This window comes from Rhizobium sp. WSM1274 (genome assembly GCF_025200775.1).
GTDB classification, from domain to species: Bacteria; Pseudomonadota; Alphaproteobacteria; order Rhizobiales; family Rhizobiaceae; genus Rhizobium; species Rhizobium leguminosarum_I.
The window spans coordinates 185,582-210,716 of sequence record NZ_CP104141.1 but is presented as its reverse complement, the minus strand read 5'-3'; the positions used below and the strand labels follow the sequence as shown (position 1 = coordinate 210,716).

Annotated in this window: 25 protein-coding genes; 13 read left to right on the top strand and 12 right to left on the bottom strand. The window is 62.6% G+C overall.

Translation table 11 applies throughout. The annotated features are described in order from the left end of the window. Window position 1 precedes the first annotated feature (1 nt). Entirely contained in the window at window positions 2-961 is a 960-nt protein-coding gene (nac, locus tag N2600_RS32780; protein WP_017968719.1) for a nitrogen assimilation transcriptional regulator NAC, read from the bottom strand. 203 nt (window positions 962-1,164) lie between these two features. On the opposite strand from nac, the gene N2600_RS32775 reads away from it, so the two are divergent. From N2600_RS32775 to N2600_RS32745, 7 genes are all read left to right on the top strand, one after another. Further along, window positions 1,165-1,944 carry an SDR family oxidoreductase gene (locus tag N2600_RS32775; protein WP_221988814.1) on the top strand — a complete coding sequence of 260 codons (780 nt, stop codon included), beginning with the start codon at window positions 1,165-1,167 and terminating at the stop codon, window positions 1,942-1,944. Beyond that, the gene (locus N2600_RS32770) at window positions 1,941-2,648 is read left to right on the top strand and encodes an amino acid ABC transporter permease (RefSeq protein WP_222384888.1); all 708 of its coding nucleotides are present in this window, start codon (window positions 1,941-1,943) and stop codon (window positions 2,646-2,648) included. Before N2600_RS32775 ends, N2600_RS32770 begins: the two co-directional genes overlap by 4 nt. Continuing rightward, entirely contained in the window at window positions 2,645-3,403 is a 759-nt protein-coding gene (locus tag N2600_RS32765; RefSeq protein ID WP_222384887.1) for an amino acid ABC transporter permease, read from the top strand. The genes N2600_RS32770 and N2600_RS32765 overlap by 4 nt, the downstream gene beginning before the upstream one ends. Continuing rightward, entirely contained in the window at window positions 3,400-4,164 is a 765-nt protein-coding gene (locus N2600_RS32760) for an amino acid ABC transporter ATP-binding protein (RefSeq protein WP_260112047.1), read from the top strand. Before N2600_RS32765 ends, N2600_RS32760 begins: the two co-directional genes overlap by 4 nt. Before the next feature lie 31 nt (window positions 4,165-4,195). Beyond that, a complete protein-coding gene (locus N2600_RS32755; protein ID WP_017968714.1) occupies window positions 4,196-5,032 on the top strand; it encodes an ABC transporter substrate-binding protein in 837 nt (278 codons plus the stop codon). Window positions 5,033-5,123: 91 nt separating this feature from the next. Beyond that, entirely contained in the window at window positions 5,124-5,798 is a 675-nt protein-coding gene (locus N2600_RS32750) for a 4-carboxy-4-hydroxy-2-oxoadipate aldolase/oxaloacetate decarboxylase (protein WP_222280573.1), read from the top strand. Between the two features lie 145 nt (window positions 5,799-5,943). Further along, the gene (locus tag N2600_RS32745) at window positions 5,944-7,128 is read left to right on the top strand and encodes a hypothetical protein (protein WP_222384884.1); all 1,185 of its coding nucleotides are present in this window, start codon (window positions 5,944-5,946) and stop codon (window positions 7,126-7,128) included. 15 nt (window positions 7,129-7,143) lie between these two features. On the opposite strand, the gene N2600_RS32740 is transcribed toward N2600_RS32745, so the two are convergent. From N2600_RS32740 to N2600_RS32705, 8 genes are all read right to left on the bottom strand, one after another. Beyond that, the gene (locus N2600_RS32740) at window positions 7,144-8,157 is read right to left on the bottom strand and encodes a succinylglutamate desuccinylase/aspartoacylase family protein (RefSeq protein ID WP_260299725.1); all 1,014 of its coding nucleotides are present in this window, start codon (window positions 8,155-8,157) and stop codon (window positions 7,144-7,146) included. A gap of 134 nt (window positions 8,158-8,291) precedes the next feature. Beyond that, on the bottom strand, window positions 8,292-8,636 hold the full coding sequence (locus N2600_RS32735; protein WP_017968710.1) for a RidA family protein: 345 nt from the start codon (window positions 8,634-8,636) through the stop codon (window positions 8,292-8,294). 36 nt (window positions 8,637-8,672) lie between these two features. Next, the gene (locus N2600_RS32730) at window positions 8,673-9,983 is read right to left on the bottom strand and encodes an alanine racemase (protein WP_260112045.1); all 1,311 of its coding nucleotides are present in this window, start codon (window positions 9,981-9,983) and stop codon (window positions 8,673-8,675) included. Next, window positions 9,976-10,932 carry an amidohydrolase family protein gene (locus N2600_RS32725; RefSeq protein WP_260112044.1) on the bottom strand — a complete coding sequence of 319 codons (957 nt, stop codon included), beginning with the start codon at window positions 10,930-10,932 and terminating at the stop codon, window positions 9,976-9,978. The genes N2600_RS32730 and N2600_RS32725 overlap by 8 nt, the downstream gene beginning before the upstream one ends. After that, a complete protein-coding gene (locus tag N2600_RS32720; RefSeq protein WP_260112043.1) occupies window positions 10,929-11,870 on the bottom strand; it encodes an ABC transporter permease in 942 nt (313 codons plus the stop codon). Before N2600_RS32720 ends, N2600_RS32725 begins: the two co-directional genes overlap by 4 nt. Continuing rightward, window positions 11,867-12,829: an ABC transporter permease gene (locus N2600_RS32715; protein ID WP_260299724.1), complete on the bottom strand. Its 963-nt coding sequence runs from the start codon at window positions 12,827-12,829 to the stop codon at window positions 11,867-11,869. The genes N2600_RS32720 and N2600_RS32715 overlap by 4 nt, the downstream gene beginning before the upstream one ends. Beyond that, entirely contained in the window at window positions 12,826-14,340 is a 1,515-nt protein-coding gene (locus N2600_RS32710; protein ID WP_260299723.1) for a sugar ABC transporter ATP-binding protein, read from the bottom strand. Before N2600_RS32710 ends, N2600_RS32715 begins: the two co-directional genes overlap by 4 nt. 22 nt (window positions 14,341-14,362) lie before the next feature. After that, entirely contained in the window at window positions 14,363-15,436 is a 1,074-nt protein-coding gene (locus N2600_RS32705) for an ABC transporter substrate-binding protein (RefSeq protein ID WP_170255305.1), read from the bottom strand. Window positions 15,437-15,657: 221 nt separating this feature from the next. Between N2600_RS32705 and N2600_RS32700 the strand changes: the two genes are divergently transcribed. The 5 genes from N2600_RS32700 to N2600_RS32680 all read left to right on the top strand — a co-directional run bounded on the left by N2600_RS32700 (window position 15,658) and on the right by N2600_RS32680 (window position 20,830). After that, window positions 15,658-16,443 (top strand): IclR family transcriptional regulator, encoded by a 786-nt coding sequence (locus N2600_RS32700; RefSeq protein WP_017968703.1) that lies wholly within the window; start codon window positions 15,658-15,660, stop codon window positions 16,441-16,443. A 367-nt stretch (window positions 16,444-16,810) separates the two neighbouring features. Further along, window positions 16,811-18,163, top strand: coding sequence for an LLM class flavin-dependent oxidoreductase (locus N2600_RS32695; protein ID WP_260299722.1), 1,353 nt, complete (start codon window positions 16,811-16,813; stop codon window positions 18,161-18,163). A gap of 10 nt (window positions 18,164-18,173) precedes the next feature. Continuing rightward, window positions 18,174-19,025, top strand: a complete 852-nt coding sequence (locus N2600_RS32690) for an ABC transporter permease (RefSeq protein ID WP_170281771.1) — start codon at window positions 18,174-18,176, stop codon at window positions 19,023-19,025. A 41-nt stretch (window positions 19,026-19,066) separates the two neighbouring features. Beyond that, a complete protein-coding gene (locus tag N2600_RS32685) occupies window positions 19,067-20,050 on the top strand; it encodes an ABC transporter substrate-binding protein (protein ID WP_260299721.1) in 984 nt (327 codons plus the stop codon). A gap of 9 nt (window positions 20,051-20,059) precedes the next feature. Beyond that, entirely contained in the window at window positions 20,060-20,830 is a 771-nt protein-coding gene (locus N2600_RS32680) for an ABC transporter ATP-binding protein (protein WP_170281773.1), read from the top strand. Window positions 20,831-20,918: 88 nt separating this feature from the next. Here N2600_RS32680 and N2600_RS32675 read toward each other — a convergent pair whose 3' ends face one another. Further along, a complete protein-coding gene (locus tag N2600_RS32675; protein WP_260299720.1) occupies window positions 20,919-22,733 on the bottom strand; it encodes a chloride channel protein in 1,815 nt (604 codons plus the stop codon). A gap of 201 nt (window positions 22,734-22,934) precedes the next feature. Between N2600_RS32675 and N2600_RS32670 the strand changes: the two genes are divergently transcribed. Next, entirely contained in the window at window positions 22,935-23,369 is a 435-nt protein-coding gene (locus N2600_RS32670) for a MarR family winged helix-turn-helix transcriptional regulator (protein WP_026154621.1), read from the top strand. Window positions 23,370-23,405: 36 nt separating this feature from the next. Here N2600_RS32670 and N2600_RS32665 read toward each other — a convergent pair whose 3' ends face one another. Both N2600_RS32665 and N2600_RS32660 read right to left on the bottom strand, forming a co-directional pair. Continuing rightward, window positions 23,406-24,314, bottom strand: coding sequence for a homocysteine S-methyltransferase family protein (locus tag N2600_RS32665; protein ID WP_017968696.1), 909 nt, complete (start codon window positions 24,312-24,314; stop codon window positions 23,406-23,408). 120 nt (window positions 24,315-24,434) lie between these two features. Next, on the bottom strand, window positions 24,435-25,124 hold the full coding sequence (locus N2600_RS32660) for an ABC transporter permease (RefSeq protein ID WP_260299719.1): 690 nt from the start codon (window positions 25,122-25,124) through the stop codon (window positions 24,435-24,437). Window positions 25,125-25,135 lie beyond the last annotated feature (11 nt).

Here is a 25,135-nt window from a genome sequence, read left to right as displayed (position 1 = left end):
TTCAGTTTTTCAAGCGTGCGGTCAACTCAAGAAGGATGTCCCGGACAGCAAGGGCCGGTTCCGATAGGGGATTCTGGTCGGACACACACAGCGACAGGGTTTCTTCGATCCGCGGCGAGACGAGCCGGCAGATCAGCGGTTCGCTCGATTCCGATACGATGCGGTCGGCGATGGCTTTCGGCATGATCGTCGCGCCGAGACCGCTGCCCACCGCGCGGGCAAGGGTACGGACGATCTCGACTTCCGCCACGACTTTCAAATTGGTGCGGGTGCGGGTGAAGGCTGTATCGACCGCGCGGCGGACGAAATTATAGGCCGGCGGCAACAGCAGCGGTATCCCGTCGAGAGTATTCACCGGAACGGGTTTCGCATCCGCTTCGATCGCAAAGTCCCGATGCGCGACAAGGAAAAACTCTTCGCTGAGGATCGGTTCGAACCGGACACCTTTGATCGGTCCGGTTCCGTGGAGAAGCGCCATCTCCAGCCGGCCGTTCATGATCATCTGGCTATAGGTCTGGCCGACGCTTTCGGTCAGGTGCAGCAGAATACCGGGATGCCGTTTGCGGGTCTCCGCCAGGAGGTCGACCGACAGCGTAGCGGCACTGCTGAAGGGCACGAGACCAACGGACACGCGCCCGGCAAGCGAATTGCCGGCTGCCGAGGCATCCGCTTGCGCCTGCTCCATCTGCCGAAGGATAATCTGCGCATGGCGATACACCGCATGCCCCGCATCGGTCATGCTGACGCCCTGCTGGCTGCGGATCAGCAGCTTCTGGCCGAAATGCTCCTCCAGCGCCGCAAGCTGCTGGCTGAGCGCCGGCTGGGCGATATGCAGAAGGTCCGCCGCTCGCGTGATGCTGCCGCTGTCGACGATCACGATGAAAGATTTGAGGCGTCTGATGTCCATGAGGATCGGGGTACCGTTCTGCTCTGCGCGGCTTACATGTTTGCAGACGCGCATTGCTTTTGCAACGCGACGCCGGCGCCAGAACGGGGGACGCCTGAGGCACGGACGCCGCGAGGCGATGCCCGTGCATCAGCTCTGTCGTTTCTTCAGCAGCCTGCGCCGGCTCCATAACCGTTGCTTATTGCTCCAGAGATAATCGGTCTTAGGCAAGGGGTTTAAGCTTCGCTACTGTCTCGATCAACAACAAGGGAACGACAATGCCATTCTCCGACTACAAGACCGCACTGGTGACCGGCGCATCCTCCGGTATCGGCGCAGCCGTGGTGGAGCGGTTCCGCCGGGAGAACATCGAGGTCCATGCGGTTGCCCGTAGCGCCGAAGCGCTGCAGCAGCTGGCCGCGCGAACGGGCTGCATCGCCCACGTCATCGATGTGACCGACCGTCAGGCTATGGCCGAGCTCACGCGTCGAGTGGAGTTCGATATTCTCGTCAACAATGCCGGCGTCGACCGACCGAAGAAATTCCTGGAAGCCGACGAGGGCGATATCGATCTCCTCGTCGACGTCAATCTCCGGGCGGTCCTGCACATCTGCCGCATGGTCGTGCCCGGCATGGTGGCGCGCGACCGCGGACATGTCATCAACATCTCGTCGATTGCCGGCGCCTATAATTTCGGTGGCAACTCATCCTATCACGCCACCAAGGCCGGCGTGAGCATGCTGTCCAACCAGCTGCGGATCGACGCTTTCGGCAAGCGGGTAAGGGTCACGGAAATCTGCCCCGGCCGGGTCGCCACTGACATTTTCAATCACGTCCATGGCGATGACCCCAGCATTAGGGAACGGTTCATCGATGGCTTCGAACTGCCGCAGGCGACCGATATCGCCGACGCGATTGCCTTCGCCATAGCGGCCCCCGTCGCCGTCAACATCGGGCATATGGAGATTACGCCGACGCTGCAGGTCATGGGCGGCCTGCAGACAGCAAAGCCCCAACCTGCGGCGAAGACAGATCAGTCCGGGGAGCCAAACCCGTGAGCGGATTCGACCTTTCGGCAATCCTCGGAAATCCGGAATATACCGCCATGCTGCTGCATGGCATCGAGATGACCTTCATCATCTATGCCGGCTCCTGGTCTATGGCGATGGCGCTGGCGCTTCTGCTGCTGGCATTACGTTTGTCGCCCTTTCGCTTCGGCGATCCGTTAGTTGCCGCTTACGTCTCCTACCACCGCAACGTCCCCACCCTGGTTCAGCTGATGCTGTGGTATTTCGGGATTTTCACCCTGATGCCGAGCGGGGTAGCCGAATGGCTGGCCGTCCATAATGCCGAGGCCATTTTCGCGGTGATCGGGCTCGGGCTCTGCCAGGCAGCCTATTTCAGCGAAGATCTTCGTTCCGGCGTGCGCTCGGTCAGTCCAGGCCAAATGCAGGCAGCCCGCGCGCTTGGCCACGGCTATGTCTCGGCGATGCGCTTCGTCATCATGCCGCAAGGCATGCGCAACGCGCTGCCGCCGCTCATCAATCACAGCGTTTCCCTGTTCAAGAACAGCAGTCTCGCCGTCGTCATCGGAGCCTCGGAGCTGACGCATGCCGTCAAGGAAATCGAGAACCTTAGCTTCCGGACCTTCGAGATCTACCTGATCGGCACGGTTCTCTACCTTTTCTTCTCGCTCGTGATCATGAGCATCGGCGCCTATCTGTCGATGCGCACGGATCCTGCCCGGAGCGCGCGGGCATGATCCACGATATGATCGCCATCGTCCGAGACTACTGGCTGCTGCTGCTGATCGGCCAATATCCGAACGGACCGCTTGGCGGGCTCGCCAACACGCTGATCCTTTCGGCGCTCAGCATCGCTCTCGCCTTTCCGGTCAGCATCCTCTTCGCATTGGCGCGGCTCTCCAGGTCGCCGCTGCTGCGCTGGCCGGTCACGGCACTCGTCTATTTCACCAGGGGCGTGCCGCTCTTGATGCTCATCCTGTGGAGCTATTTCCTCGTTCCGCTGCTGACCGGCGCCGATGTGCCGAGCTTCGTCACGATGCTGACGACGCTCGTGGTCTATCAGAGCGCGTTCCTGAGCGAAGTCGTGCGTGCCGGCATCGTCGCGCTCGGACCAGGCCAGATGGATGCGGGGCGTGCGCTTGGCCACAGCTATATCGGTGCGATGCGCTTCATCATCCTGCCGCAGGCGCTCTACAACATGATCCCGAGCATCATCTCCACCTTCGTCTCAACGATCAAGGACACGACGCTCGGCTACGTGATCAACGTGCCGGACCTGACCTTTGCCGCAAGCCAGGTCAACAACCAGCTCCTGACGCAGCCTTTCCAGGTCTTCCTGATCCTGGCGATCGTCTACTTCGCCATCTGCTGGACGCTCACCTACTTCGCAAATCGCCTTGAGCGGAGCATCACGCGGCGGCGTGCGGGACTTTCCAACCTTCCTGCCGCCGCTTTGGTCGCGCCATCGAAAATCATATCGGAGCAGCCATGACCATGTCGGTTTCAGCACAGGAATTGCAGACGATTCGGCTGTCGCAGGTCTGCAAGAGCTACGGCGACTACCCGGTCCTGAAAGAGATCGATGCGCAGGTCTCGCGCGGCGAGGTCGTGGTCATCTGCGGGCCGTCCGGTTCGGGAAAATCGACGCTGATCCGCACGATCAATCGCCTCGAGGAGATCAACAGCGGATCGATCACGCTCGACGGGCAAAACATTCACGCCGCCATGCGGGCAAAAGAACTCAATGCACTGCGCAGCCGGATCGGCTTCGTATTTCAGAACTTCAACCTGTTTCCGCACCTTTCGGTGATCGAAAACGTGTCGATGTCGCCGATCCGGGTGAAAGGCGTGGCGCCCGATGTTGCTGAGGACAAGGCCCTCAAGCTTCTCGATCGGGTCGGTCTCGCCGACAAGGCGCGGGCCTATCCCGGTCAACTCTCCGGCGGCCAGCAGCAGCGGGTGGCAATCGCCCGCGCTCTTGCCATGGAACCGCCCGTGATGCTGTTCGACGAGCCGACCAGCGCGCTCGATCCTGAAATGGTCGGCGAAGTGCTGGCCGTCATGAAGAGCCTGGCGTCGGAAGGCATGACCATGCTCTGCGTCACCCACGAAATGGGTTTTGCGCGCGACGTCGCCGATCGGGTCTGGTTCATCGATGCCGGCCAGATCCTCGAAATGACGACGCCTGAGGAATTCTTCAACAATCCAAGTCACCCCCGGGCGCAGCGTTTCCTCGCTGATCTCAGGCATTGATACCAACCACCAAAAACAAAGGAGAACAGCAATGAACTGGAAGTGTCTAACCCTCACCGTCGCATTTGCCGGCATGGCGGCAGCCGTGCCCGCAAAAGCCGATCAGCTCGACAACATCATCTCGGCGAAAACCTTGCGCTGCGCAACTTTCGCCGACGTTCCTCCCTTCGCGTCACCCGATCCGAAGACCCGCGAGATGGCCGGTTTCGACGTCGATCTCTGCGGCGCCATCGCCAAGGAATTGGGCGTCAAGGCTGAAATCAAGCCGGTTTCGGTCGAGGCGCGCGTGCCCGAGGTCAAGCTCGGCCGGGTCGACATCACCGTTGCCAACCTTGCCTATACTCTAAGCCGCGCCGAGCAGATCCAGTTCAGCGATCCCTATTATCTCGCTAAGGAAATGCTGATCGTGCCGGCCGACGATGCCGGCAAGAAGAAGGCCGATTACGCGGGTCAGCGCATCGCTTCGACCAAGGGTTCGACCTCCGAGATGTCGATCAAGCTCAACAAATCCGACCCGCTGACCTTCCAGGACACCGCCTCGGCCTATCTCGCCGTCCAGCAGGGCAAGGCGCGCGGCATGGTGGCCAACACCATGACGACGACCAAGTTCGTCAATGAATCGAAGAGCAAGGGCAAGGAAATGCGGATGATCGAGGAGCCGATGCTGTACCAGCCGATCGGCATCGGCATGGCCAAGGATCAGCCGGCGCTGACCGCCAAGATCAACGAGATCCTTCGCAAGCTCGACACATCGGGCGAGATCAACAAGATCTGGGACAAGTGGCTCGGCCCGGATACCGAATATAAAATGACCCGTACCGACAAGGTCGTATCGCTCTCCGAGCTGAAGTTCGACCCGATCCCGTAAGCCGATCGGCAGCGGCACCATCCAATGACGATATCCAAACGAAATCAGACGGCGGGACATGCCCGCCGTCGACCAACGATGTGAGGCATCCATGATCCATATTAAAGATATTGCCGAACGGCCTGATAAAGCCGATATCGACGCCGTTTCCAAATTTTCACCCGCAACGATCCACGAAGCCCAAGGGCGCCGCGGAGCCCTTTCCTCCCGCCTCAAGCCCATCGATTACCGCATGAAACTGTGCGGTCCGGCCTTTACGGTGAAATGCGCGCCGCGTGACAACATCATGCTGCAGCTCGCCATCAACTACGCAAAACCCGGCGATATTATCGTCGTATCGGCGGGCGAATACGAAGAGGCCGGATCCTTCGGCGATGTGCTTGCCAATGCCTGCCTGGCAAAGGGCATCGGCGGCCTGGTGACCGACACCGGCGTGCGCGACACGCTGCAGCTGAGGGAACTCGGTTTCCCGGTCTTCTCGCTCAGCGTCTGCATCAAGGGGACGGTGAAGGAAACCATTGCGGCGGTGAACGAGACGATCATCGTCGGCGGCGAAATCATCCATCCCGGCGACATCATCGCCGGCGATGCCGACGGCCTGGTGGTCGTGCGCCGCCAGGAAGCGCAGGAAGTCGCCCGGCTTTCGCAGGCCCGCGAAGATGCCGAGGCCGGCTATATCGCGGCATATAAGCAGGGCAAATCGGTCATCGAGGTCAGCAATCTGGAATTGGTGCTGAAAGCCAAGGGCCTCTTCGTCGACATCTGACGCGACAGCGCAATAGCTATCAGCCCTGCCACTTTACAGACAAAACCCGCTACTCCGCAGGCCAGGTGCCCGTGCTCAAAGATCGGTCTGGACACTATTATGGACACATGTTCTATAAAGTAGACAGATTCGACGGGAGCATTCCATGCATCTTTCCATGTGGACTTACCCTTGGGATATCCAGGACCAGGGGCTCGACGCCTTTGCCGCCGAGCTTCGCGGCCGCGCCGGCCTTAACACGGTCAGCTTGGCGACCTCCTATCACGCCGGCCGCTTCCTGCAGCCGCGGAGCCCGCGGCAGAAGGCCTATTTCCCCGAAGACGGAACGGTCTACTTCCAGCCGGATGAAAGCCTGTGGCAGGACAAGCTGATCCGGCCGCTGATGGCTGGGAATGTCACTGAGCGCGGCGACATGCTGGAAGCCCTCGTCCAGGGACGCGATACGACCGGCCTCAAGGTCTCCTGCTGGACGGTCTGCCTGCACAATACCCGTCTCGGCATGCTGCATCCCAATCACGTGACGCGGAACGCCTTCGGCAATCCCAATTATTACAATCTTTGCCCCTCCAGCCCGGCCGCGCGGGCCTATGCCGTGACTCTTGTGCGCGACATCACGACCAACTACCAGCCCGATATGGTGGAACTCGAGAGCCCGAACTTCATGGGATTCGCGCATGAATACCATCACGAGAAGGACGGCGTCGGCCTGAATGCCGAAGACGATTTCCTGCTGTCGCTCTGCTTCTGCGACCATTGCACGGCGCGCGCCGAAAAGGCCGGCGTGCCGGTCGAAGGTGCGCGCCGATCGACCGCGCGCTTCATCGCTGAACTCTCCGAACGAGCTGTCCCGGAACGGCAGTTCCCGGACTTTCCGGCCGCCGGCATCGATGCCTTTCGCGACCATCCCGATCTGCATGCCTATCTCACCTGGCGCAGCGAACCGGTGACCAGCCTGATCGGCAAAATCAAGGCGGCCGCCGATCCGGCGACACGCATCGTGCTCATCGACCTGAAGGACGGCTGGCTTGGCGGCGTCGAGCTGACAGCGGTCGGCAAGCTCTGCGACGGCGCGATCCTCTGCTGTTACGACATGGAACCGGATGCCGTCGCCGATGTCATCCGGACCGGCCGGGCGGCAATCGGACCGGGAAAGCTTCTGGGCATTGGCCTGCGCGTCTTCTATCCCGAAGTAAGCGGGCCGGCGGTGCTCGCCGCACGCGCCAAGGCTGCCGTTGACGCCGGCGCTGACGGCGTGAACTTCTACAATTACGGCCTGATACCGGCAAAGCGCCTCGACTGGGTCAAGGCAGCGGTCGACGCAATCACTTAAGCGGATCAGCGCTCCTCAGGATGCGATGGGTTCGGCGATCTGGATCAGGCAGTCGCCGGCCTGGCTGTCGCAGTGCAGCCTATGGGAAATGACAATGCCGCTCTCGGCAAAGCGCAGTTCCTCCTCCAGCTGCTCCAGGCGTTCCAGGTCATGATACCATCCGGCAAGCTCACCAGTGGCAACGGTGGCGCCGAGGGCCACGGCCGGCTCGAACCAGCCTCTGCGGTTCGCATAGATGCCCTGGCTGTGCCGGGACAGTGACAGCAGCTGCAATGGCCCGGGCTCGGTGAGCGGCGTACGCGACAGGACTGGACGCTCGACGATGCCGAGTGTGACGAGCAGCCGGTCGATCGCCGTCGCCGTGAAACCCATTGTCTCAGGCGTCACGGTGCCGCCGCCGCCGAATTCGCCGGAAAGACCCACGGTTCCCGCCCGCCCTGCCGCCCCCATCGATGTCGGTGCCGTCGGCCCGTTATCGGCGATGAAGGCATGCGCGGCGCCCATGCCGCGCATCAGCGAAACGGACCGTTCGAAGCGGGCGGCATCGGCCTGCCGCTCGATCAGCGTGCAGGGCAGGTGGGCCATGGAGGTGCCGCCCGAATGCAGATCGAGCACGACGTCATGGCGCTGAAAAAGCTCATGCTCGAGAAAATGCGCCATCCGCGCCGTCGGAGAGCCGGTGGGATCACCGGGAAAGGCTCGGTTGAGATTGCCGCCGTCGAAGGGCGAGCAGCGCTTGGCCGCCATCACCGCCGGCAGGTTCGCCATCGGCAGGATGGTGACGGCGCCGCGGATTTCGGCGACATCCAACAGGCGCATCAGCCGGCCGAGCTGGAGTTCGCCCTCATACTCGTCGCCATGGTTGCCGGCCATCAGCAGCAAAGACGGCCCATCGCCGTTTGTGAGACGAAGGATCGGAATGCGGATCTGATAATAGGGCGACCGGTCGATCGAATAGGGAATGGCGAGGTGGCCGGCCTGCCGGCCCTCGCGAGAAAAGTCGATCGGATTGACGAGACCGCTATGCATGATGTCTCCAATGCGGGCGGTTTGTGATGCCGCTACAGCGCCGCGCGTCTTTCAGACGCGCAAAGGTCGCTGTAACACTTTGAATCGACGCATCGTGCTTTCCGAAAATCGATTCCGATTTTCGGGCCGATGCGCTAGAGGGCGGCGACGGCTGTCATTTCGACGCGCAGATCCGGATCGGCGAGGCGCGCCTCGACGCAGGCGCGGGCCGGCGGGTTTTCGAGGTCGATCCAGTCATCATAGACGCTGTTCATCGCCTCGAAATCGACGATCGCCGGCAGGAAGACGTTGACGGCGATCAGGCGCGATCGGTCGATACCGGCTTCTTGCAACAGGGCGTCGATCTTGCCGAGCACGTCGCGGGTCTGATCCTCGATATCAGCTTTGCGATTTTCCGCGACCTGGCCGGCGATATAGACGAGACCGCCGTAGCTGACGGCTTGGCTCATACGCGAACCTTTCTGATAACGCTGGATCATGGCGGATTTTCCTTTTCTTGCTTTTGGAGGAAGGGGTCAGCCGAAGCTGGTCAGATAGGCCGCGGTCACCGAATGGTCCGGGTCGAGGCCGTAGAGGATGGCATGCCGGTCAAGGCAGGTGCAGGGATGCGAGATGCCGCACTCGATGACGTCGCCGACCGCGACGTCGCTGCCGTCGGCAAGGGCGACGAAGGCGTGTTGATCGTTGAGGCGGAACACTTCGGCTTTTCCGAGATCGGCGAGAAACGCCCCATTGCGATAGAGCGCCAAGGGCCGCGGCAGGCCCTGGTCCATCGCGACGTCGCGCATGCCCATGCCGCAGATAGCAAGCCGCGGCTCCGGCCGGGAGAGGACCTCGGCCCAGACCCGCAGCGCCGGACGGAAGGCTTCGGCGGCCGAGATCGTCTCGCCGCCGATGCGGAAACCGCCGCGTGCATCGAGGCCGGCAAGGCCGCGCTCGTAAATGCCGTGATCGTGGAAGAAGATCGCGCCGCTGCGCAGCACCAGCCGGCAGGCGGGATCGGCCGCAACGGCGGCTGAAAGCCTGGCAATCACAAGGTCGAAAAACACCGAGCCGCCTGATGTGACGAGGAGCGGCCGCTCGTCGCCGATGCGGGCGCGCAGCTTCGGCAGGAAATCGGATGTCACCGCCATCAGCGCGTCGATGCGACGCATCGTCTCCTCCGCATCGGCGGTCGCCGCCGCACCCTCATACGCGGCGATGCCGGTCAGCCGGAAGGCCGGCGTCTCCGCCGCAAGGATCGCCTCCAGAATTGCCTCGGCGGCGGCGACGCCGCGGGCACCGGCGCGGCCGGCGCCAAACTCCACCAGCAGGCCGAGGGGCGGCAGATCTGTATGCTCCTGCCAGGCGGAGCGAAGAGCCTCGGCGAGTGCGGTCGAATCCACGAAGATATGAAGTTCCGCATCGGGATAGTGGGCAAGCAGGGCCGCGAGCCGACGAGCGGCGGCGGCCCCGCCGATCTCGTTGGCGAGGATCAGCCGGCGCTGTCCCGCCTTAAGCAGGACGGCGGCCTGGCGGATATCGGCGATCGTCGTGCCCCAAGCGCCTGCCGCCAGAAGTGCCTCCGAGAGCGCCGTCGACATCGGCGTCTTGGCGTGCGGCGCGATATCGGCGCCGCGGCTCTTCACATAGGCCATCATCAGTTCGACGTTTTGGGAGAAGGCCTGCCGGTCGAGCGAGATCAGCGGCAGGGCCATCCTGCCGTCATAGGGCCTCCATCCCTGCTTGCCGATTGCCGCAAGGGCAAGCGGCGGATTTCCCGGCGGAAAGCCGCGCATCCGCTCGTCGATCAGCACGTTTTCCGTCACGGTATGAAGGTCAGACATGGCAGCCACTCCTGATCTCGGCCGGGTCGGCGATGCCGAGGCGATAAGTGTCGTTGGCGGTGGCAAAGAACAGGGCGCGCTGCTCGTCGTAAGAAAGCTGCGAGGCGACCGTGCGGAAAACCTGGTAGACCTCGTCGAAAGAGGCGTGCAGGCCCGCGACCGGGAAGTCGCTTGCGAACATGGCGCGCGCCGGGCCGAAACAATCGAGGCAATGCTCGATCACCGGCCGCAGGCCTTCGAGCGTCCAATTGTTGTCGTAGGCAACGAGGTCGGAGATCTTCAGACGCATGTTCGGCTCGTTACCGAGTGCCCGCAGACCACGGCGCCAGAGCGCCATTCCGTCCTCCGTCCGATCAATGGGGCTTCCGCCATGGTTGAGCACGAAGAGGGTTTGCGGAAAAGCGCGCACCAGTTCGAGCGCCTCATTCATCTGCCAGGGATAGAGCATCAGGTCGAAGACCAGCCCGAGGCCCGTGGCATGGGCAAGACCCGCCCGCCAGGCGGGATCGCCCATACGGTTCGGACGCGGAGCAAAACTCTTTGCCACATCGGGATGCCAGCTCAAAATATCACGGATGCCGACAACATTCGGGTTTGCCGCTTCCGCCTCGAGCAGGCGCATGGCATGGAGCCCATCGAGTTGAACGCGCGCGATATAACGATGCGACACTCCGGAACTGCGGTCGAGACCATCCAGCCAGCGACTCTCTTCCAGCGGGTGCCCGTCAGACCAGCCCGCCTCCACATGCACGGTTGCAATCACGTTCTGGCGGGCAGCATCGGCGCGATAATCGTCGATGCGATAGTCACGCAGGATCGGTGCGAGGCTTGCGAAAACCATCTCCTCGGCGGAAGCTCTGGCCTTCTGCAGCCAGGGATGGCGTTCTAGGCTGAGATCCCAGAGGTGGTGATGCGGGTCGATCACCGGCCCATCGTAGCGCTCCGTCATCTGCCCGCCTCGCGGCCGGAAACCAGCAGAAGGGCAAGGATCAGCGTGCCGAACATGATCGACCGCCAACCGGGCGAGGCGTTGACGACCGTGATCAGCGCCGCCGCCGTGACGAGCAGAATTGCCCCGGGAATGGTCCCTGCATAGGTGCCGCGGCCGCCGAGGATGGAGGTACCGCCGAGCACGACGGCAGCGATCGAGGTCAGCAGATAGGGGTCGCCGATGCCGACATAACCTTGCCGGTTCATCCCGAGCACCAGAATGCCGGCAAGCCCTGCGAAAAAGCCCGACAGAGTATGGACGATCAGCGTGTTGCGCGTGACGCTGACGCCGGAAAGTCGGGCCGCCAGCGGGTTTGCCCCAAGCGCCAGGAAACGGGCGCCGATCGGCATGCGGTGGACGAGCAGCAGGACGACGATCGAGACGGCGAGCCACAGAATGATGCCTGAGGGAATGCCGAGCGGCCGCGCCTGCCCGAGCAGAATGACCGCCGGATTGCTGACGGTAACCGCGCTGCCGCCGGCGACGATGACGAGCAGCCCCTGCAGGAAGGTGGCCATGGCAAGCGTCATGATGATTGGCGGCACGCGAAGATAGGCAGCACCGGCACCGTTCATCAGGCCGATGCCGGTGGCAATGGCAAGGGCCGCCGCTATGCCGGCGAGACCGGTCGGGTCCCAGGCGGGCGAGATCAGCGGCAGCAGGATCGCCGTGACTGTTATGACCGCGCCGACGGAGAGATCGATGCCGCCCATCAGGATGACGAGCGTCTGGCCGGCGGCGGCAATGCCGATCACCGCGGCGACTTCGAGCAGGTAGCGCAGGTGGCCATAGGCGCCAAAACCACGCAACGAAAAGCTTGCGGCGATCCAGACGAGCGCGACCAGAAGCAAGGTCAGCAGCGGCGGATTGCGGAACGCGGACCTGATGACGTTCATCGCCTTGCCCTCCAAGCTCCAAGAAGTTCCGGCACGGCGACCGCGCCGACGATAATCAACCCTTGGGCGACATATTGGGCGACCGGCGGGAAGCCTAGGAAGAACATGACGTTGATCATCACCGAGAGCAGCAGGCTGCCGCAGATCGCGCCGCGCATCGTGCCTTTGCCGCCGAGGAAACCCACGCCGCCGAGGACGGCAGCGGCGATCGAGTTCAGCGTGAAGGGCGTGCCGATAACAGGATCACCCGAGCCGGTCTGCGCAGCAACGAAGAGACCGGTCAGGGCTGCGAGAAGACCGGACAGCGCGAAGGCTGCGACCTTCACCCGTTCGACCGGGACACCGGAGCGGAACGCGCCGACCGGATTGTCGCCGGCCGCATAGATGCCGAGGCCGAGCGGGGTTGCAAGAAAGGCCTTCCACAGTACGAGGATCACGACGAGCAGCAGGAACGCGACAGGCGTATGGCCAGCCAGCACCGTCGACAGCCAATCGGGAATGAACCCGCCCGGCCGCGGCAAGAGGATGAGTGCGACCCCACCGATGATGAAGGAGCCGGCGAGCGTAACGATGATTGCAGGCAGCCTCAGATAGGTGACGATGGCGCCGATGACAGCCCCGATCGAAAGGCCGGCGAGGGAGACCGCAAGAATGCCGCCCGGCACGCCAAGCGCTCCTTCCATTGTCGTCGCGGCGATCACCGCTCCAAGGCTGACGAGCGGGCCGATCGCCAGCGTGATGCCGCCGTTCAGCATGAGCAGCGCCTGCGCCATGGTGACGAGTGCGAGCGGGAACCAGTTCTGCGTGAACTTCGAAAAGCCGCCGATCGAAAGGATGCCGGGAAAGAGCAGCGCATAGAGGATGAGAAAGGCGGCGACGACCAGATAGAGGCCGGCAAGGCCGCGGTTGCGGCGGAGCTGGATCGAGCCGTACAGCCGGGATGACGAACTTGCGCTCATGCCGCCTCTCCCTGCGTCGTGGCCGTGATGCCCATGGCCGCGCCGACGATCGCTCCTTCGCTGATTTCATCCTGCGACAGCACGGCCGCGATCCGCCCCTCGCGCAGAACCACAACACGGTGGCAGAGATGCACGAGCTCAGGCGTATCGGAGCTGGCCAGGATGACGAGCCGCCCCTCGGCGGCGAAGGCGCGGAGCATAAGGTAGATTTCACGCTTGGTCTCGATGTCGACGCCGCGCGTCGGATCGTTGAGGAGCAGAACGGAGGGATCCAGCGGCAGCCATTTGGCGAGCGCCACCTTCTGCTGATTGCCGCCGGAAAGCGCCTGCACCGGGCGGGCCGTATCGCCCTTGATCGTCAGCCGGCGCGTGAGATCGGCGACCAGGCCGGTTTCTGCCGGCCGGTGGCGTAAGCCCTTGCGGGCGAGCAGTCCAAGCGAGGGCAGGATGAGATTGGAGGCGATGGAGTGCGGCAGTACCAGCCCCTCATGCTTGCGGTCGGCCGGGACATAAACGATGCCGGCGGCATTCGCCTCGCCGACATCAGCGGGCAGGGTGGGTTTGCCGGATACATCCGTTCGACCGGCCGAGGCTGGAATCGCGCCGTAAAGGCCAAGCAGCAAGTCTTCCTGCCCTTGTCCCACGAGCCCACCGATGCCTACGATTTCGCCGGCGCGGGCGGAGAAGCCGATGTCACGCACCATGCCGGCGGAAAAACCTTCGACGCTGATGCGCATCGGGCCGGGTGCTGCGGACAGCCGCGGCGGGAACAGGTCGCCTGTCTCGCGACCGACCATCAGGCGCACTAGCCCTTCGCCGTCGATGCCGGACAGCGACTGGTCGGCGGTGACCAGGCCGTCCTTCAGCACCGTGACGTGCGAGCAGAGCGCCTGCACCTCGTTGAGGCGGTGGGAAATATAGAGAAGTGCCGTGCCGCGGTCCTTGAGCGTCCCGATCAGGCGGGCAAGGATGCCGGCTTCGTGGGCGGAAAGCGACGAAGTCGGCTCGTCCAGAATGAGCACGCGGGGCTTGCGAAACAGGGCCTTGGCGATCTCCACCATCTGGCGGCGGCCCAGTGCCAGATCGGTGACCGGCATGTCGAGCGGCTCGGTAAGCCCCACCATATCGCAGACATCTGACACGCCGCGATGGAGCGCTCTGTAATCAATGAGACCGAACCGGCGCGGAAAGGCGCCGAGCCCGATGTTTTCGGCTATCGAGAGACTGGCCGTGAGGCTCAGCTCCTGCTGAACCACAGCAATGCCGGCAGCGCGCGCGGCCGCCGGGCTGAAGCGCTCGACCGGCTTGCCGTCGACCAGGATGGAACCGCCGTCCGGCTGGAGAGCGCCGGACAGGAGGTTGATCAGCGTGGATTTGCCGGCGCCGTTTTCGCCGAGCAGGGCGTGAACCTTGCCTGGCAGAAGGGCGATATCGACGCCCTTCAAAACGGGATTGCCGAAAAATCCCCTGAACACCTGCCGGGCTTCCAGCAGGGGTCTTTCTTCCGTCATGACGGCTTCCTCTGCGCGGGGACTACTTGGCGGCAAGCAGCTTGTCGAAGAGCGCCTTGTCGTAGTCCGAGTAGATATAGCCGTCAGCCGGGAACTTGTCGGCCCGGGCGAGGTAGCTGCCGATCGTGCTGTCGTCGATGACAGGCAGCGGCACCTTGACGAAGGGCGGAACGTCCTTGCCTTCCAGCGCCTGCACGGCGGTGTAAACGGACAGCGCGCCGAGCCAATTGGGCTGCATGGTGGCCCAGCCCTTCAGGCCCTTCTCCTTCCAGAGCTCCAGGAACTGCCTGGCGTTTTCGCCTGTTGTCGGCACCTGGTCGCGGCCCTGACGCTCGAAGGCCATGACGGAGCCGGCCGACAGCGCGCCGCCGAGCGACAGCACGCCGTCGATTTCGGGATTGGCGAAGAGCAGGCTCGTCATCGCTTCCTGTGCCGGGGCGACATTATATTCCGTGTTCGTCTCGGTGATCACCTGGAGACCGGGATTGGCGTCAAGGACCGGCTGGGCGCCCTTGCGGCGGTCATCGCTCACCGAAATGCCGGCTGGGCCGTTCATGATGATGATCTTGCCCTTGCCGCCGAGCTGGCTGACCATCCACTTGGCAGCGGTCGCGCCCCATTGACTGGAATCGGTGTTGATCTTCGCCGTCACCTTGTCGGTGTTGACAAGGCTGTCGAAATTCACAACGGCGATGCCCTTGTCGCAGGCATCGGATATGACGCGGTCGAGTGCGTTGGAGGAACCGGCGATCACGACGATGGCGTCGACATTGGCGTCGATCATCGACTGGATATGCTGGATCTGCGTCTGGGCGTTACCCTGCGCGTCCGTGATCATCAGGTCCTTCACCAGGCCCGCCTTCTTCAGCTCTTCCACTTCAGCCGTGATGGTGCCTTCGGTCTGCTTCATCCAGGTCGGCACCGAATAGATGTTTGCCCAGCCGATCGTATAGGGCGCCTTCCTGTCACCCTTGATGCAATTGGCGGCCGCCGAGGCTGTGCCGGTGGAAAAGACGAGGAAGGCAGCGGCGGCAGCGGCGCCGGCGAGAAGGCGGCGGCGCAGTGAAACGGAAATGCTGTTTTCAAAATTCTTCATGTCGATCCCCTTTTTTGTGCGGCAGCCTTGACGGCTGGCCATCAATGTCCAATATAATGTACATATGATCCTTATAACGGACTGCGTGATCTTATGCCGATTTTTCCGCCTCGCAAGAGGGATGAAAAAACTTTTCGTTTGTTCGGAGTGGCGGGGGTCGGTTGACAGATGCGACAGAGGATTTGAGAAGCTTGGCCGAACAGAAATTGGGATCGACAGCAATGGATGCAGTTCAGGACGAAGCAGCCGGCAAACGCGCCCGCGGGCTTGACCGCGCCTTCGAAATCCTCGATTTCCTGCGCCAGAAACGGCAGGCTCTGAAGCCGAACGAAATCGCAGCGCAGATCGGCGCGCCGCGCTCCTCGGTCTACGAGCTCGTCAACCTGCTGTTGAGCAACGGCATTCTCGAATTCACCGGCGGCGAGGGGCGGGTCTATCTTGGCCGCAAACTCTATTTCCTCGGCGCCGCCTATGAAAATCATTTCGATTTCACCCGCGAATGCGAGACGGCGCTGGAACATCTTGCCGACGAGACGCGGGAGACGGCACAGTTCTGCATGCTGGACGGAAACAGGTACACGGTCGTGCGCATGCGCGAAGGCGCGCGCCCCTTCCGCATTTCGACGGATGTCGGCCAGTCTGTGCCGATCCCGTGGACGGCGTCGGGCCGCCTGCTCGTCGCGCATCTGTCAGATCAGGACATTCTGAATTTCATTCCGCCGCAGGATTTCCGCCTGCCGGGCGGCGAATGGCTCGAGCCGCAAACCTTCATCGCCGAAGTGCGCCAGGCCGAGCGTGAAGGCCTCTTCACCTTCAACAGCATCGTCGATAGTTTCACTCATTGTTTTGCCGTGCCGGTGCGCGGCGAGGAAGGCCATGCAGCCGCAACGCTCTGCCTGGTCACGCCACGCGACGACGGCATTGCGAACCGGGACCGCTATCTCGACTGCCTGAAGAAGGCCGCCGCCGGCCTGGAACATGCCCCGGCCCGGCCAAAACGGGGCTGATGCCCGTAACTCATGAGGATCTATATCCGGCGTCACGGACGTGATGACTAAACCTGTCATCCCGCATGCTTCCTTGATCGTGCAACGCTCGCCTCGCGATCGGTTTGCCGGATGCCTGCATATCCGCCGGCCCGACCAAAGACATCAACGATCAGGCCAAGACCAGCTGCCCGCCGGCTGGCGACCCGGATCGTTGATTTCCAATTTTCCCCCGATCTCGAAAATCTATTCACTCTTCTTCCGAAACTATGAAATTAAGTTTCTCTATAAAATCTATGGGGAACATATCCTAGTGGCTCGATAGACAGATTTATACCTGCCCTCGCAGAGGAGCCGGGCTGTTCAGGGCAAACGGAGAGGACGCGAAATGACACGGAAAATCAGGCTTGGGGCATTTCTTCCCGGTGGCGGACAGCATGTTGCGTCATGGCGGCATCCGGACCAGCCGGCCGACGGCGCGACCAGTTTCGAGTTTCACAAACAGCTCGCCTTGACGGCTGAGCGTGGCCTCTTCGATGCTTATTTCCTCGCCGACGGACTGGCTGTCGGTTTTGGCGGTGCGCGTGAAGGGGGCAACGCCCGCGTGGCCGGCTTCGAACCCGTGACATTGTTCTCCGCCCTTGCGCCTTTCACCACCCATCTCGGCTTCATCGCCACGTCCTCGACCACCTACGAAGAGCCTTACACGACCGCCCGCAAATTCGCCTCGCTGGATCTGATCTCGGAGGGCCGTGCCGGCTGGAATGTCGTGACCACGACGGGCGACCTGACGGCGCAGAACTTCAACCGCGATAACCAGCTTCCGCACGCTGACCGATATCGCCGCGCCGCCGAGCACGTCGATGTTGTCCGCAAACTCTGGGAAAGCTTCGAGGACGACGCCTTCATCCGGGACAAGCAATCCGGCGTGTTCTTCGACCCGTCGAAGTTGCACGACACCGACCACCTCGGCGAGCACTTCCAGGTGCGCGGTCCGCTCAATATTTCGCGCTCGCCCCAGGGGCATCCCGTCATCGTCCAGGCCGGGCAATCCGAAGACGGCCGCGGGCTCGCCGCAGCAACGGCCGAGGTCATCTTCACCGCCCATCAGCATATCGAAACCGCCCAGGAGTTCTATCGGGACATCAAGGCACGCGCCCGCGCTCTTGGCCGAAACCCCGATCATATCCTCGTCATGCCCGGCGTATCCGCTTTCGTCGGTAGGACCGAGGCGCAGGCGCGCGAGAAATACGACTGTTTGACCTCGCTCATCGTCGAAGAGGACGGGATCGGCCTGCTCAATGGCCTGACCGGCGGCACGCTCGACCTGCACGGCTATGACCTCGACGGGCCTCTGCCGCCGGCACCGCCGACGGAAGGCATGAAGAGCCGCCAAGCCCTCATCCGCCAGATCGCCGACGAAAACAACTTCACCATCCGCCAACTCTATCAGTGGATCGCGTCTGCCCGCGGTCACTACACCGTCGTCGGCACGCCCGAACAGATCGCCGATACGCTGCAGAAATGGTTCGAGAACGAAGCTGCGGACGGCTTCAACATTCTGCCGCCCTGGCTGCCGACGGCGCTCGACGATTTCGTTGATCTGGTCATACCGGAACTGCAGCGTCGCGGCCTGTTCCGGACGGCCTATGAGGGCAAGACGCTTCGCGAAAACCTAGGCCTGCCTTTCCCGACCAATCGGTGGGCTGCAGGACGTGCAACTCTTCAGGCAGCAGAGTGAGGAGCGGGCGATGTCCTATGAAATCAACCAGGTTCTTCCGAGAAGCTTCGGCCGCCTGAAAAGCAGCGAAAGCCATATTTCCATTCTCGCCTCGCATCTGCGCGGGGTGCTCGCATCGCTTTTGCCGCGTTATGGCCTTCTCATCGGCTTCCTCGTGTTCTGGCAAGTGTCGAGCACCAGGGGCTGGGTCAATCCCGCTATCTTCCCGCCCTTGAACGTGATCCTGTCCGCTCTTTGGACCAATCTGGCCAACGGCGCGCTGCTCGATGATATCGCCATCAGCCTGCAGCGATCCGGAACCGCCTTCGCCTTTGCCGTGGTGATCGGCATTCCGCTCGGCCTGTTCATGGGCCAGGTTCGTGCGGTCGAACAGGCGCTCGATCCGATCCTGCAGCTCTTCCGCCAGACCTCGGCGCTGGCGCTCTATCCGGTCTTCATCCTGCTGCTTGGCCTCGGCGAAACATCGAAGATCTTCGTGATCTTCTGGGCGACGCTGTTTCCGGTGCTGCTCGCCACGATCGGCGGCGTCAAGGAGGTGGACAAGAAGCTCATCGAGATGGCGCGGACCTATGGCGCCGGACCGCTGACCATCTTCCGCCGCGTCATCCTGCCGGCGTCGGTGCCGGCAATCTTCGTCGGTCTGCGTCTTTCGGCGACGACGGCACTTCTCCTGCTGATTGCCGCCGAGATGATCGGCGCCAACAAGGGCATCGGCTTCCAGGTCATGAACGCCCAATACAATTTTCAGATCCCGCTGATGTTTGCGGCGATCCTTCTGCTCGCCTTCCTCGGGCTTGCCGCCAATGCCTTGCTCGTTCTCTTGCAGCGCCGTCTCTGCCGCTGGTCTCAGCCCAGCCGCTGACCCGCTTTCACCGATTTTCCTCTTCCGAAAGGCACCGCCACATGACATTCCATCCTCGCAACCTTTTCCTGCCGGCAGTGATCGCCCTTGGTCTTGCGACGCCGGCCGCAGCCACCGACACGGTGAAGCTGCGCTACCTCGCCAGCCAGGGTGGTCTTGCCGCCCATGAACTCGCCGCCGAACTCGGCTATTTCGACGGAACGGGCATCACGCTGGAAAATGTCGGCTACGCCCAGGGCGGCCCGGCCTCCCTGATCGCCCTGGCATCGGGTGATGTCGAGATCGGCAGCGCCGCAACCTCCGCCGTTTTGAATTCGATCATCGGCGGCAATGATTTCGTCGCCGCCTATCCTTCGAACGGCATCAATGACGAGGTCCAGTCGACCTTCTACGTGCTGGAAGACAGCCCAATCAAGAGTATCAAGGACATTGCCGGCAAGAGCATCGCGGTCAATACGCTCGGCGCGCATCTCGACTACACCATCCGCGAAGCCCTGTATTCCGTCGGCCTGCCGGCCGACGCAGCCAATCAGCTTGTCGTTCCCGGGCCGCAGCTCGAGCAGGTATTGCGCTCCAAGCAGGTCGATATTGCCGCCTTCGGTTACTGGCAGACGACCTTCGAGGGGGCTGCACTGAAGAATGGCGGCCTGCGTCCGATTTTTGACGATACCGACGTGCTTGGCGACATCGCCGGGGGGTTCGTGGTCCTGCGCCGTGATTTCGCTCGCGAGCATCCTGAAGCTGCAAAGATTTTCGTCGAGCAGTCGGCCCGCGCCCTCGACTATGCCCGCGAACATCCCGAAGAAACCAAGAAGATCCTCGCCAAAGCGCTTAGCGAGCGTGGTGAGAACGCTGATATCGCCCAGTACTTCCGAGGCTATGGGGTGCGTGCCGGCGGCCTGCCGGTCGAGCGCGACATCCAGTTCTGGATCGACGTCCTGGTTCGCGAAGGCAAGCTGAAGCAGGGCCAGCTGGCGGCTAAAGACATCCTCTTGACCACCGATGCCAGGCCGGCAAGCAACTGAGGAATGATGATGAGCATCGCTGAGGACACGCGCCGCGGAGAGGTGACGATCCGTCACCTTTCCAAATCCTACAGGTTGAACGGAGCACCGCTGCAGGTTCTCAGGGATATCAACCTCCACGTCCGCTCCGGCGAGAGCCTCGCAATCGTCGGCGCAAGCGGCTCGGGTAAGACGACCCTGCTCAGGATTCTGGCCGGTCTTGAGGATTCCGACACGGGAGAGGTCCTCGTCGATGGCAAGGCCGTGCGAGGCGTCGGCGCAGAGCGCGCCGTCATCTTCCAGGAACCGCGCCTTCTGCCCTGGCTTGATGTGCTCGACAATGTCTCCTTCGGGCTGGAAACTAGCGGCCTGTCGCGTGAGCAGGCGAGGGGGCGGGCGCGCCATTATGTCAAGCTCGTCGGCCTGCAGCAGTTCGAGGCTGCCTATCCCCGGCAGCTCTCCGGCGGCATGGCCCAGCGCGTCGGCATCGCCCGGGCTCTGGCCGTCCAGCCCGAGATCCTGCTGCTCGACGAACCGCTCGGCGCGCTCGACGCGATGACCAAGATCGGCATGCAGCAAGAACTCGCACGGATCTGGCGCGATGAGGACGTGACGACCATTCTCGTTACCCATGATCTCGAGGAGGCAATCTATCTGGCCGACCGGATCCTGATCCTGCCACGGGAGAAGGGCGGCGAACCGCGTCTCATCGAAATCGATCTGCCCCGTCCTCGCGACCGCAGCGCACAGGAATTCGTTCGACACCGCGAAGAGTTGCTGAACCTGTTCGGACTGCATTGACGTCTTCAAGCGTCAGCGCGGCGCATGGGACCTGATCCATGCGCCGCGCGGCAGTAGCAGTAGCGATGCGGAGGACGCCCGCGGACCGCTACCGCGACTTGCTCTTCGAGCCTGCGGTGAGATATGGGCGCCGATCCAATTCCGCCGACCTGTAGGAACTGCGCAGCCGCAGCAGATCCTTGCGCGCGATCAGGCCGCATAATTTCCCTGAAGTCGGATCGACGATCGGAATGCGTCCGTCGCCGGTCGACAGCATCAGGTCGGCGATGAATGCGACCGTATCGTCAGGATGGCCCACCGGAACGGAACCGTCCGTCACGTTTTCCGCAAGCGTCTGACTGGCGAGGTCTGAATTCCCCTGCCAGAGAAGAGCGTCGGCTCTCGATACGACGCCGGACAGCCTGCCTGCTGCGTCGATCACCGGATAGATCCGGTGCGTTTTCTGCTGCGAGGCAAAGAAGTCGCACGCCTCTCCCACCGTCATGGTACCGGGAAGCGTGTCGACATCGCTGATCATGATCTCCCTTGCGCGCGACAGTTCGAACGGATCGACGCCATATTCGCGGGTGATATGCTGCCCGCGGCGGGCGATCTTCTCGGTGAGGATCGAGCGGCGCAGCAGCAGGACGGTGACGGCATAGGCCACCACGGTTGCGGCGAGCAGCGGAACGAGGGTGCTGACGTCGCCGGTGATTTCCATTGCAAAGAAGGTGCCCGTCAGCGGCGCACGCATGGTTCCACCCATCATCGCCGCCATTCCGAGCAGCGCCCAGAAGCCGGGGTCATTGCCCGGCATGACAATACCGACCAGCCATCCGAGAGCCCCGCCGAAAATCAGAAGCGGCGCGAGCACGCCACCGGAGGTGCCTGACGACAGGGCAAAGAGCCAGATGATGGTCTTCACCAGCAGGATCGACATGACAGCCGGGGCGAGCAGCCGATTGTTGAGCAAGCCATCGATGATGTCGTAGCCGACGCCCATTGCCCGCGGTTCGATCAGGCCGCCGAGACCGATGACGAGACCGCCGAGTGCCGGCCACCACATCCAGTGGATCGGCAAGGCTTCGAAAAGGTCCTCGATCCGGTAGAGCAGCGTCGTCAGCAATCCCGATTGCAGGCCGGAGATGATGCCCATCGCCGCGCAGGCGAAAATACCCCACCAAGGTAAGGCCACCTGGAAGTGGGTCGGGAACAGCGGGCCTACGTCGAACAGCAGCGGGCGCCAGCAGATCGACACGCAGGCGGCAACGGCAACGGGAATGAAGCTGCGCGGCTTCCATTCGAACAGCAGCAGTTCGACCGCCAGCATGACCGCGGCGATCGGCGAACCGAAGATGGCCGTCATGCCTGCGGCGGCGCCGGCCACGAGCAGCGTCTTCCGCTCGGCGGCACTCATGTGAAAGAATTGCGCAAAAAGCGATCCGATCGCACCGCCCGTCATGATGATCGGCCCCTCGGCGCCGAACGGGCCGCCGGTTCCGATGGAGATTGCCGACGACAGCGGCTTCAGCACCGCGACCTTCGGCGACATCCGGCTACCGCCGATCAGAATGGCCTCGATCGCCTCAGGAATGCCGTGGCCGCGGATCTTCTCCGACCCGAAACGGGCCATCAATCCGATGGCAAGTCCACCCAGCGGCGGAACCAGCACCACCCACAGCGAGCGCGGCACGGCAGCGAGAGAGGCGGGCTGGATGCCGATCTCCCCGAACCAGATGACATTCGTCACCAGCGCGATCAGGCTGACGAGACACCAGGCAGCAAACGCGCCTGATGTGCCGACAATGATGGACATGCCGACCAGGAGGAGGACCCGCCGGTCGGTGGTGAAATCGCCGGCCTCGCGCCGGGAAAGACCGCCGGTGAAATCGTGCGGCCGGTTGCTGGGTGGATGCTGCGCCATGGAAGCCTCTGCTACGCCGGAATGGATACGCCTGAGGCGCGTCAATATATCGTGATGCGATATAAATCAACGGGTGAAAGCATGAAGGCGAAAATGTCCGATGAAGATGCCTCACTTGACCGGCTGGCGACTGCCCATCTATTTGATGATGGCGGCATGGGCTGCCGACCCCGGCAGCCGTTGCGGCAGAGGAGAAGTGCTTTGAAGAAGACCGCGCCGCCGCTGAGACAGGAGGATTACGAAGCTCTCGCCGACCTCCGATTTGCGCTTCGCCAGTTCATGGACTTCAGCGCCTCGGCCGCCCAGTCGGAAGGATTGCCCGTACAGCAGCATCAGGCCCTTTTGGCGATCAAAGGACAACGCGGCGACGCCATGACGATCGGCATGCTGGCCGAGCGGCTGATCATCGCGCCGCATACGGCGACCGAGCTTGTCGGGCGGCTGTCGGATGCCGGATTGGTCGAACGCCATGCCGATCCGGCCGACAGGCGCCGCCAGACGGTTCTCCTGACGGACAAGGCGGATGCGCTTCTGACGAGACTGAGCGCCGTCCACCTTTCGGAAATCAGGGAGATGGCCCCGAAGCTGATCGAGCTTCTGCTCGAACTCCAGAAGACGGCGTCAAACACCAAATGACAATTGCGACATAGCCGATCTCCTGATCGTGCCGCTTTAATCCAAAAGCGTCTTCTTCAGGCGATGGATATGGGCAGCGCCGATGCCGCAGCAGCCGCCGATGATCGTCGCGCCGGCCTCGGCCCAGGAGCAGGCATAGCGCGAATAGGCATCGTCGTTCAGATCGTTTCGGGTCTCATGCAGGCCTTCATTGGCGGCTGCCTCGCCTGTTTCCCCTTCGAAGGCATTGGCATAGACGCCGATTTCGATGGAAGCGTCCATTGTCCTGAACACGCCCGCCGCCGTCTCCACCGCCGCCTGCATGACCTCGGGCTTGCTGCAATTGAAGAGGAGGGCTTCGGCGCCCGATGAAACCGTCCAGGATGCCGCCTCCTCGACCCTTTCCTCGGAGCGAAGCTTCGGTTCGCCGCCCCTTATGGCTGCCTCGTCGTCCGCCAATGTGAACGAAATCCAAAACGGCTTGTCCGACGTCGCCACCGCCTTGCGAACAGCCTCTGCCTCGGCAATCAGGCTCAACGTCTCGCCGAGCCATATATCGACGAAGGGAGATAGGTTTTCGACAAGCACCTTGAGATAATCCTGCACCCTCGAAGGCTGAAAATTCTCAGGCTCATATGAGCCGAAGATCGGCGGCAGCGAGCCGGCGACCAGCACCTTGCGATCCGTGGCGGCATCGGCCGCCTCGCGCGCCAGGCGACCGGCGAGACGGATCAGCGCCGCCCCCTCCTTCCAGAACCGGTCCTCGCCGATGTGAAAGGGCACGAGCGCGTAGCTGTTTGTCGTAATGACCTCAGAGCCGGCGGCGATGAATTCCTGATGTACCCTACGGACGATATCCGGCGCGTTGATCAGCGCCAATGCCGACCATTCCGGTTGTTTCAGCTCGGCACCCAGCCGCAGCAGTTCGCGGCTCATGCCGCCATCGAGAATTCGCGTCGTGCTCATCAAGAGGTCTCCATTCAACCTGTCGCGCCGTCAGCGGCGCCGGGCTTTTCATAACAAGGTGGGCGGGGTGCACGTGGTTCGTACGCCAGGGAATTCATGGACCAGTCCTTTTCCGTCGGCCTAGCGGCGAACCGGCACCTGCGCTTCGAGACCTCGAAAGACGTGGGCGATCACTGCGGTCAAGGCGAGATAGAAGAGGGCGACGACCAGCAGCGGTTCATAGACGAGCAGCGTGTCCTGGCGAACCTTGTTTGCCACGGCGTAAAGATCCATCACCGTCACCGTAAAGGCGAGCGGGGTCGCCTTGAGCTGCATGACGATCTCTCCTGCAATCGTCGGCAGGGCGGTGCGAATGGCGCGAGGCAACCAGATGCGGCGGGTCAGCATCCAGGGCGACAGGCCGAAGGCCCGGCCCGCTTCGAGCTCGCCCTTGGGAACGGCAAGCAGCGCGCCGCGCAACACCTCTGCCTCATAGGCTGCATAGTTCAGGGTAAAACTGACGGCGGCGAAGAAGAAGCCTTCGCGCAGGATCGGCCAGAACAGGCTCTGGCGGATGCCGGGGACCATGGGCAGCAGCGAGCCCACCCCGTAGTAGAGAAGCCATAGCTGTATCAGCAACGGCGTGCCGCGAAAGAAGGTGCAGTAACTGCGCGCCAGGAGCCGCGTCAGCCTGCCGCCGCTGACCTGCGCAAACGCCAGGCCTATGGCGATGATGAAGCCGAACACCACGGAGATCACCAGCAGGCAAACGGTCTGCCAGGCGCCTGTCAGAAGCAGCGGCCAATAGGAAGAGATCCAGGTGAAACTCATGGGGCGCTTTC

Bases quoted from the DNA above. Each gene is read 5' to 3' on its own strand.
- nac (WP_017968719.1), bottom strand. From the start codon at position 961: ATGCGCGTCTGCAAACATGTAAGCCGCGCAGAGCAGAACGGTACCCCG.
- N2600_RS32775 (WP_221988814.1), top strand. From the start codon at position 1,165: ATGCCATTCTCCGACTACAAGACCGCACTGGTGACCGGCGCATCCTCC.
- N2600_RS32765 (WP_222384887.1), top strand. From the start codon at position 2,645: ATGATCCACGATATGATCGCCATCGTCCGAGACTACTGGCTGCTGCTG.
- N2600_RS32760 (WP_260112047.1), top strand. From the start codon at position 3,400: ATGACCATGTCGGTTTCAGCACAGGAATTGCAGACGATTCGGCTGTCG.
- N2600_RS32755 (WP_017968714.1), top strand. From the start codon at position 4,196: ATGAACTGGAAGTGTCTAACCCTCACCGTCGCATTTGCCGGCATGGCG.
- N2600_RS32750 (WP_222280573.1), top strand. From the start codon at position 5,124: ATGATCCATATTAAAGATATTGCCGAACGGCCTGATAAAGCCGATATC.
- N2600_RS32745 (WP_222384884.1), top strand. From the start codon at position 5,944: ATGCATCTTTCCATGTGGACTTACCCTTGGGATATCCAGGACCAGGGG.
- N2600_RS32740 (WP_260299725.1), bottom strand. From the start codon at position 8,157: ATGCATAGCGGTCTCGTCAATCCGATCGACTTTTCTCGCGAGGGCCGG.
- N2600_RS32735 (WP_017968710.1), bottom strand. From the start codon at position 8,636: ATGATCCAGCGTTATCAGAAAGGTTCGCGTATGAGCCAAGCCGTCAGC.
- N2600_RS32730 (WP_260112045.1), bottom strand. From the start codon at position 9,983: ATGTCTGACCTTCATACCGTGACGGAAAACGTGCTGATCGACGAGCGG.
- N2600_RS32725 (WP_260112044.1), bottom strand. From the start codon at position 10,932: ATGACGGAGCGCTACGATGGGCCGGTGATCGACCCGCATCACCACCTC.
- N2600_RS32720 (WP_260112043.1), bottom strand. From the start codon at position 11,870: ATGAACGTCATCAGGTCCGCGTTCCGCAATCCGCCGCTGCTGACCTTG.
- N2600_RS32715 (WP_260299724.1), bottom strand. From the start codon at position 12,829: ATGAGCGCAAGTTCGTCATCCCGGCTGTACGGCTCGATCCAGCTCCGC.
- N2600_RS32710 (WP_260299723.1), bottom strand. From the start codon at position 14,340: ATGACGGAAGAAAGACCCCTGCTGGAAGCCCGGCAGGTGTTCAGGGGA.
- N2600_RS32705 (WP_170255305.1), bottom strand. From the start codon at position 15,436: ATGAAGAATTTTGAAAACAGCATTTCCGTTTCACTGCGCCGCCGCCTT.
- N2600_RS32700 (WP_017968703.1), top strand. From the start codon at position 15,658: ATGGATGCAGTTCAGGACGAAGCAGCCGGCAAACGCGCCCGCGGGCTT.
- N2600_RS32695 (WP_260299722.1), top strand. From the start codon at position 16,811: ATGACACGGAAAATCAGGCTTGGGGCATTTCTTCCCGGTGGCGGACAG.
- N2600_RS32690 (WP_170281771.1), top strand. From the start codon at position 18,174: ATGTCCTATGAAATCAACCAGGTTCTTCCGAGAAGCTTCGGCCGCCTG.
- N2600_RS32685 (WP_260299721.1), top strand. From the start codon at position 19,067: ATGACATTCCATCCTCGCAACCTTTTCCTGCCGGCAGTGATCGCCCTT.
- N2600_RS32680 (WP_170281773.1), top strand. From the start codon at position 20,060: ATGAGCATCGCTGAGGACACGCGCCGCGGAGAGGTGACGATCCGTCAC.
- N2600_RS32675 (WP_260299720.1), bottom strand. From the start codon at position 22,733: ATGGCGCAGCATCCACCCAGCAACCGGCCGCACGATTTCACCGGCGGT.
- N2600_RS32665 (WP_017968696.1), bottom strand. From the start codon at position 24,314: ATGAGCACGACGCGAATTCTCGATGGCGGCATGAGCCGCGAACTGCTG.
- N2600_RS32660 (WP_260299719.1), bottom strand. From the start codon at position 25,124: ATGAGTTTCACCTGGATCTCTTCCTATTGGCCGCTGCTTCTGACAGGC.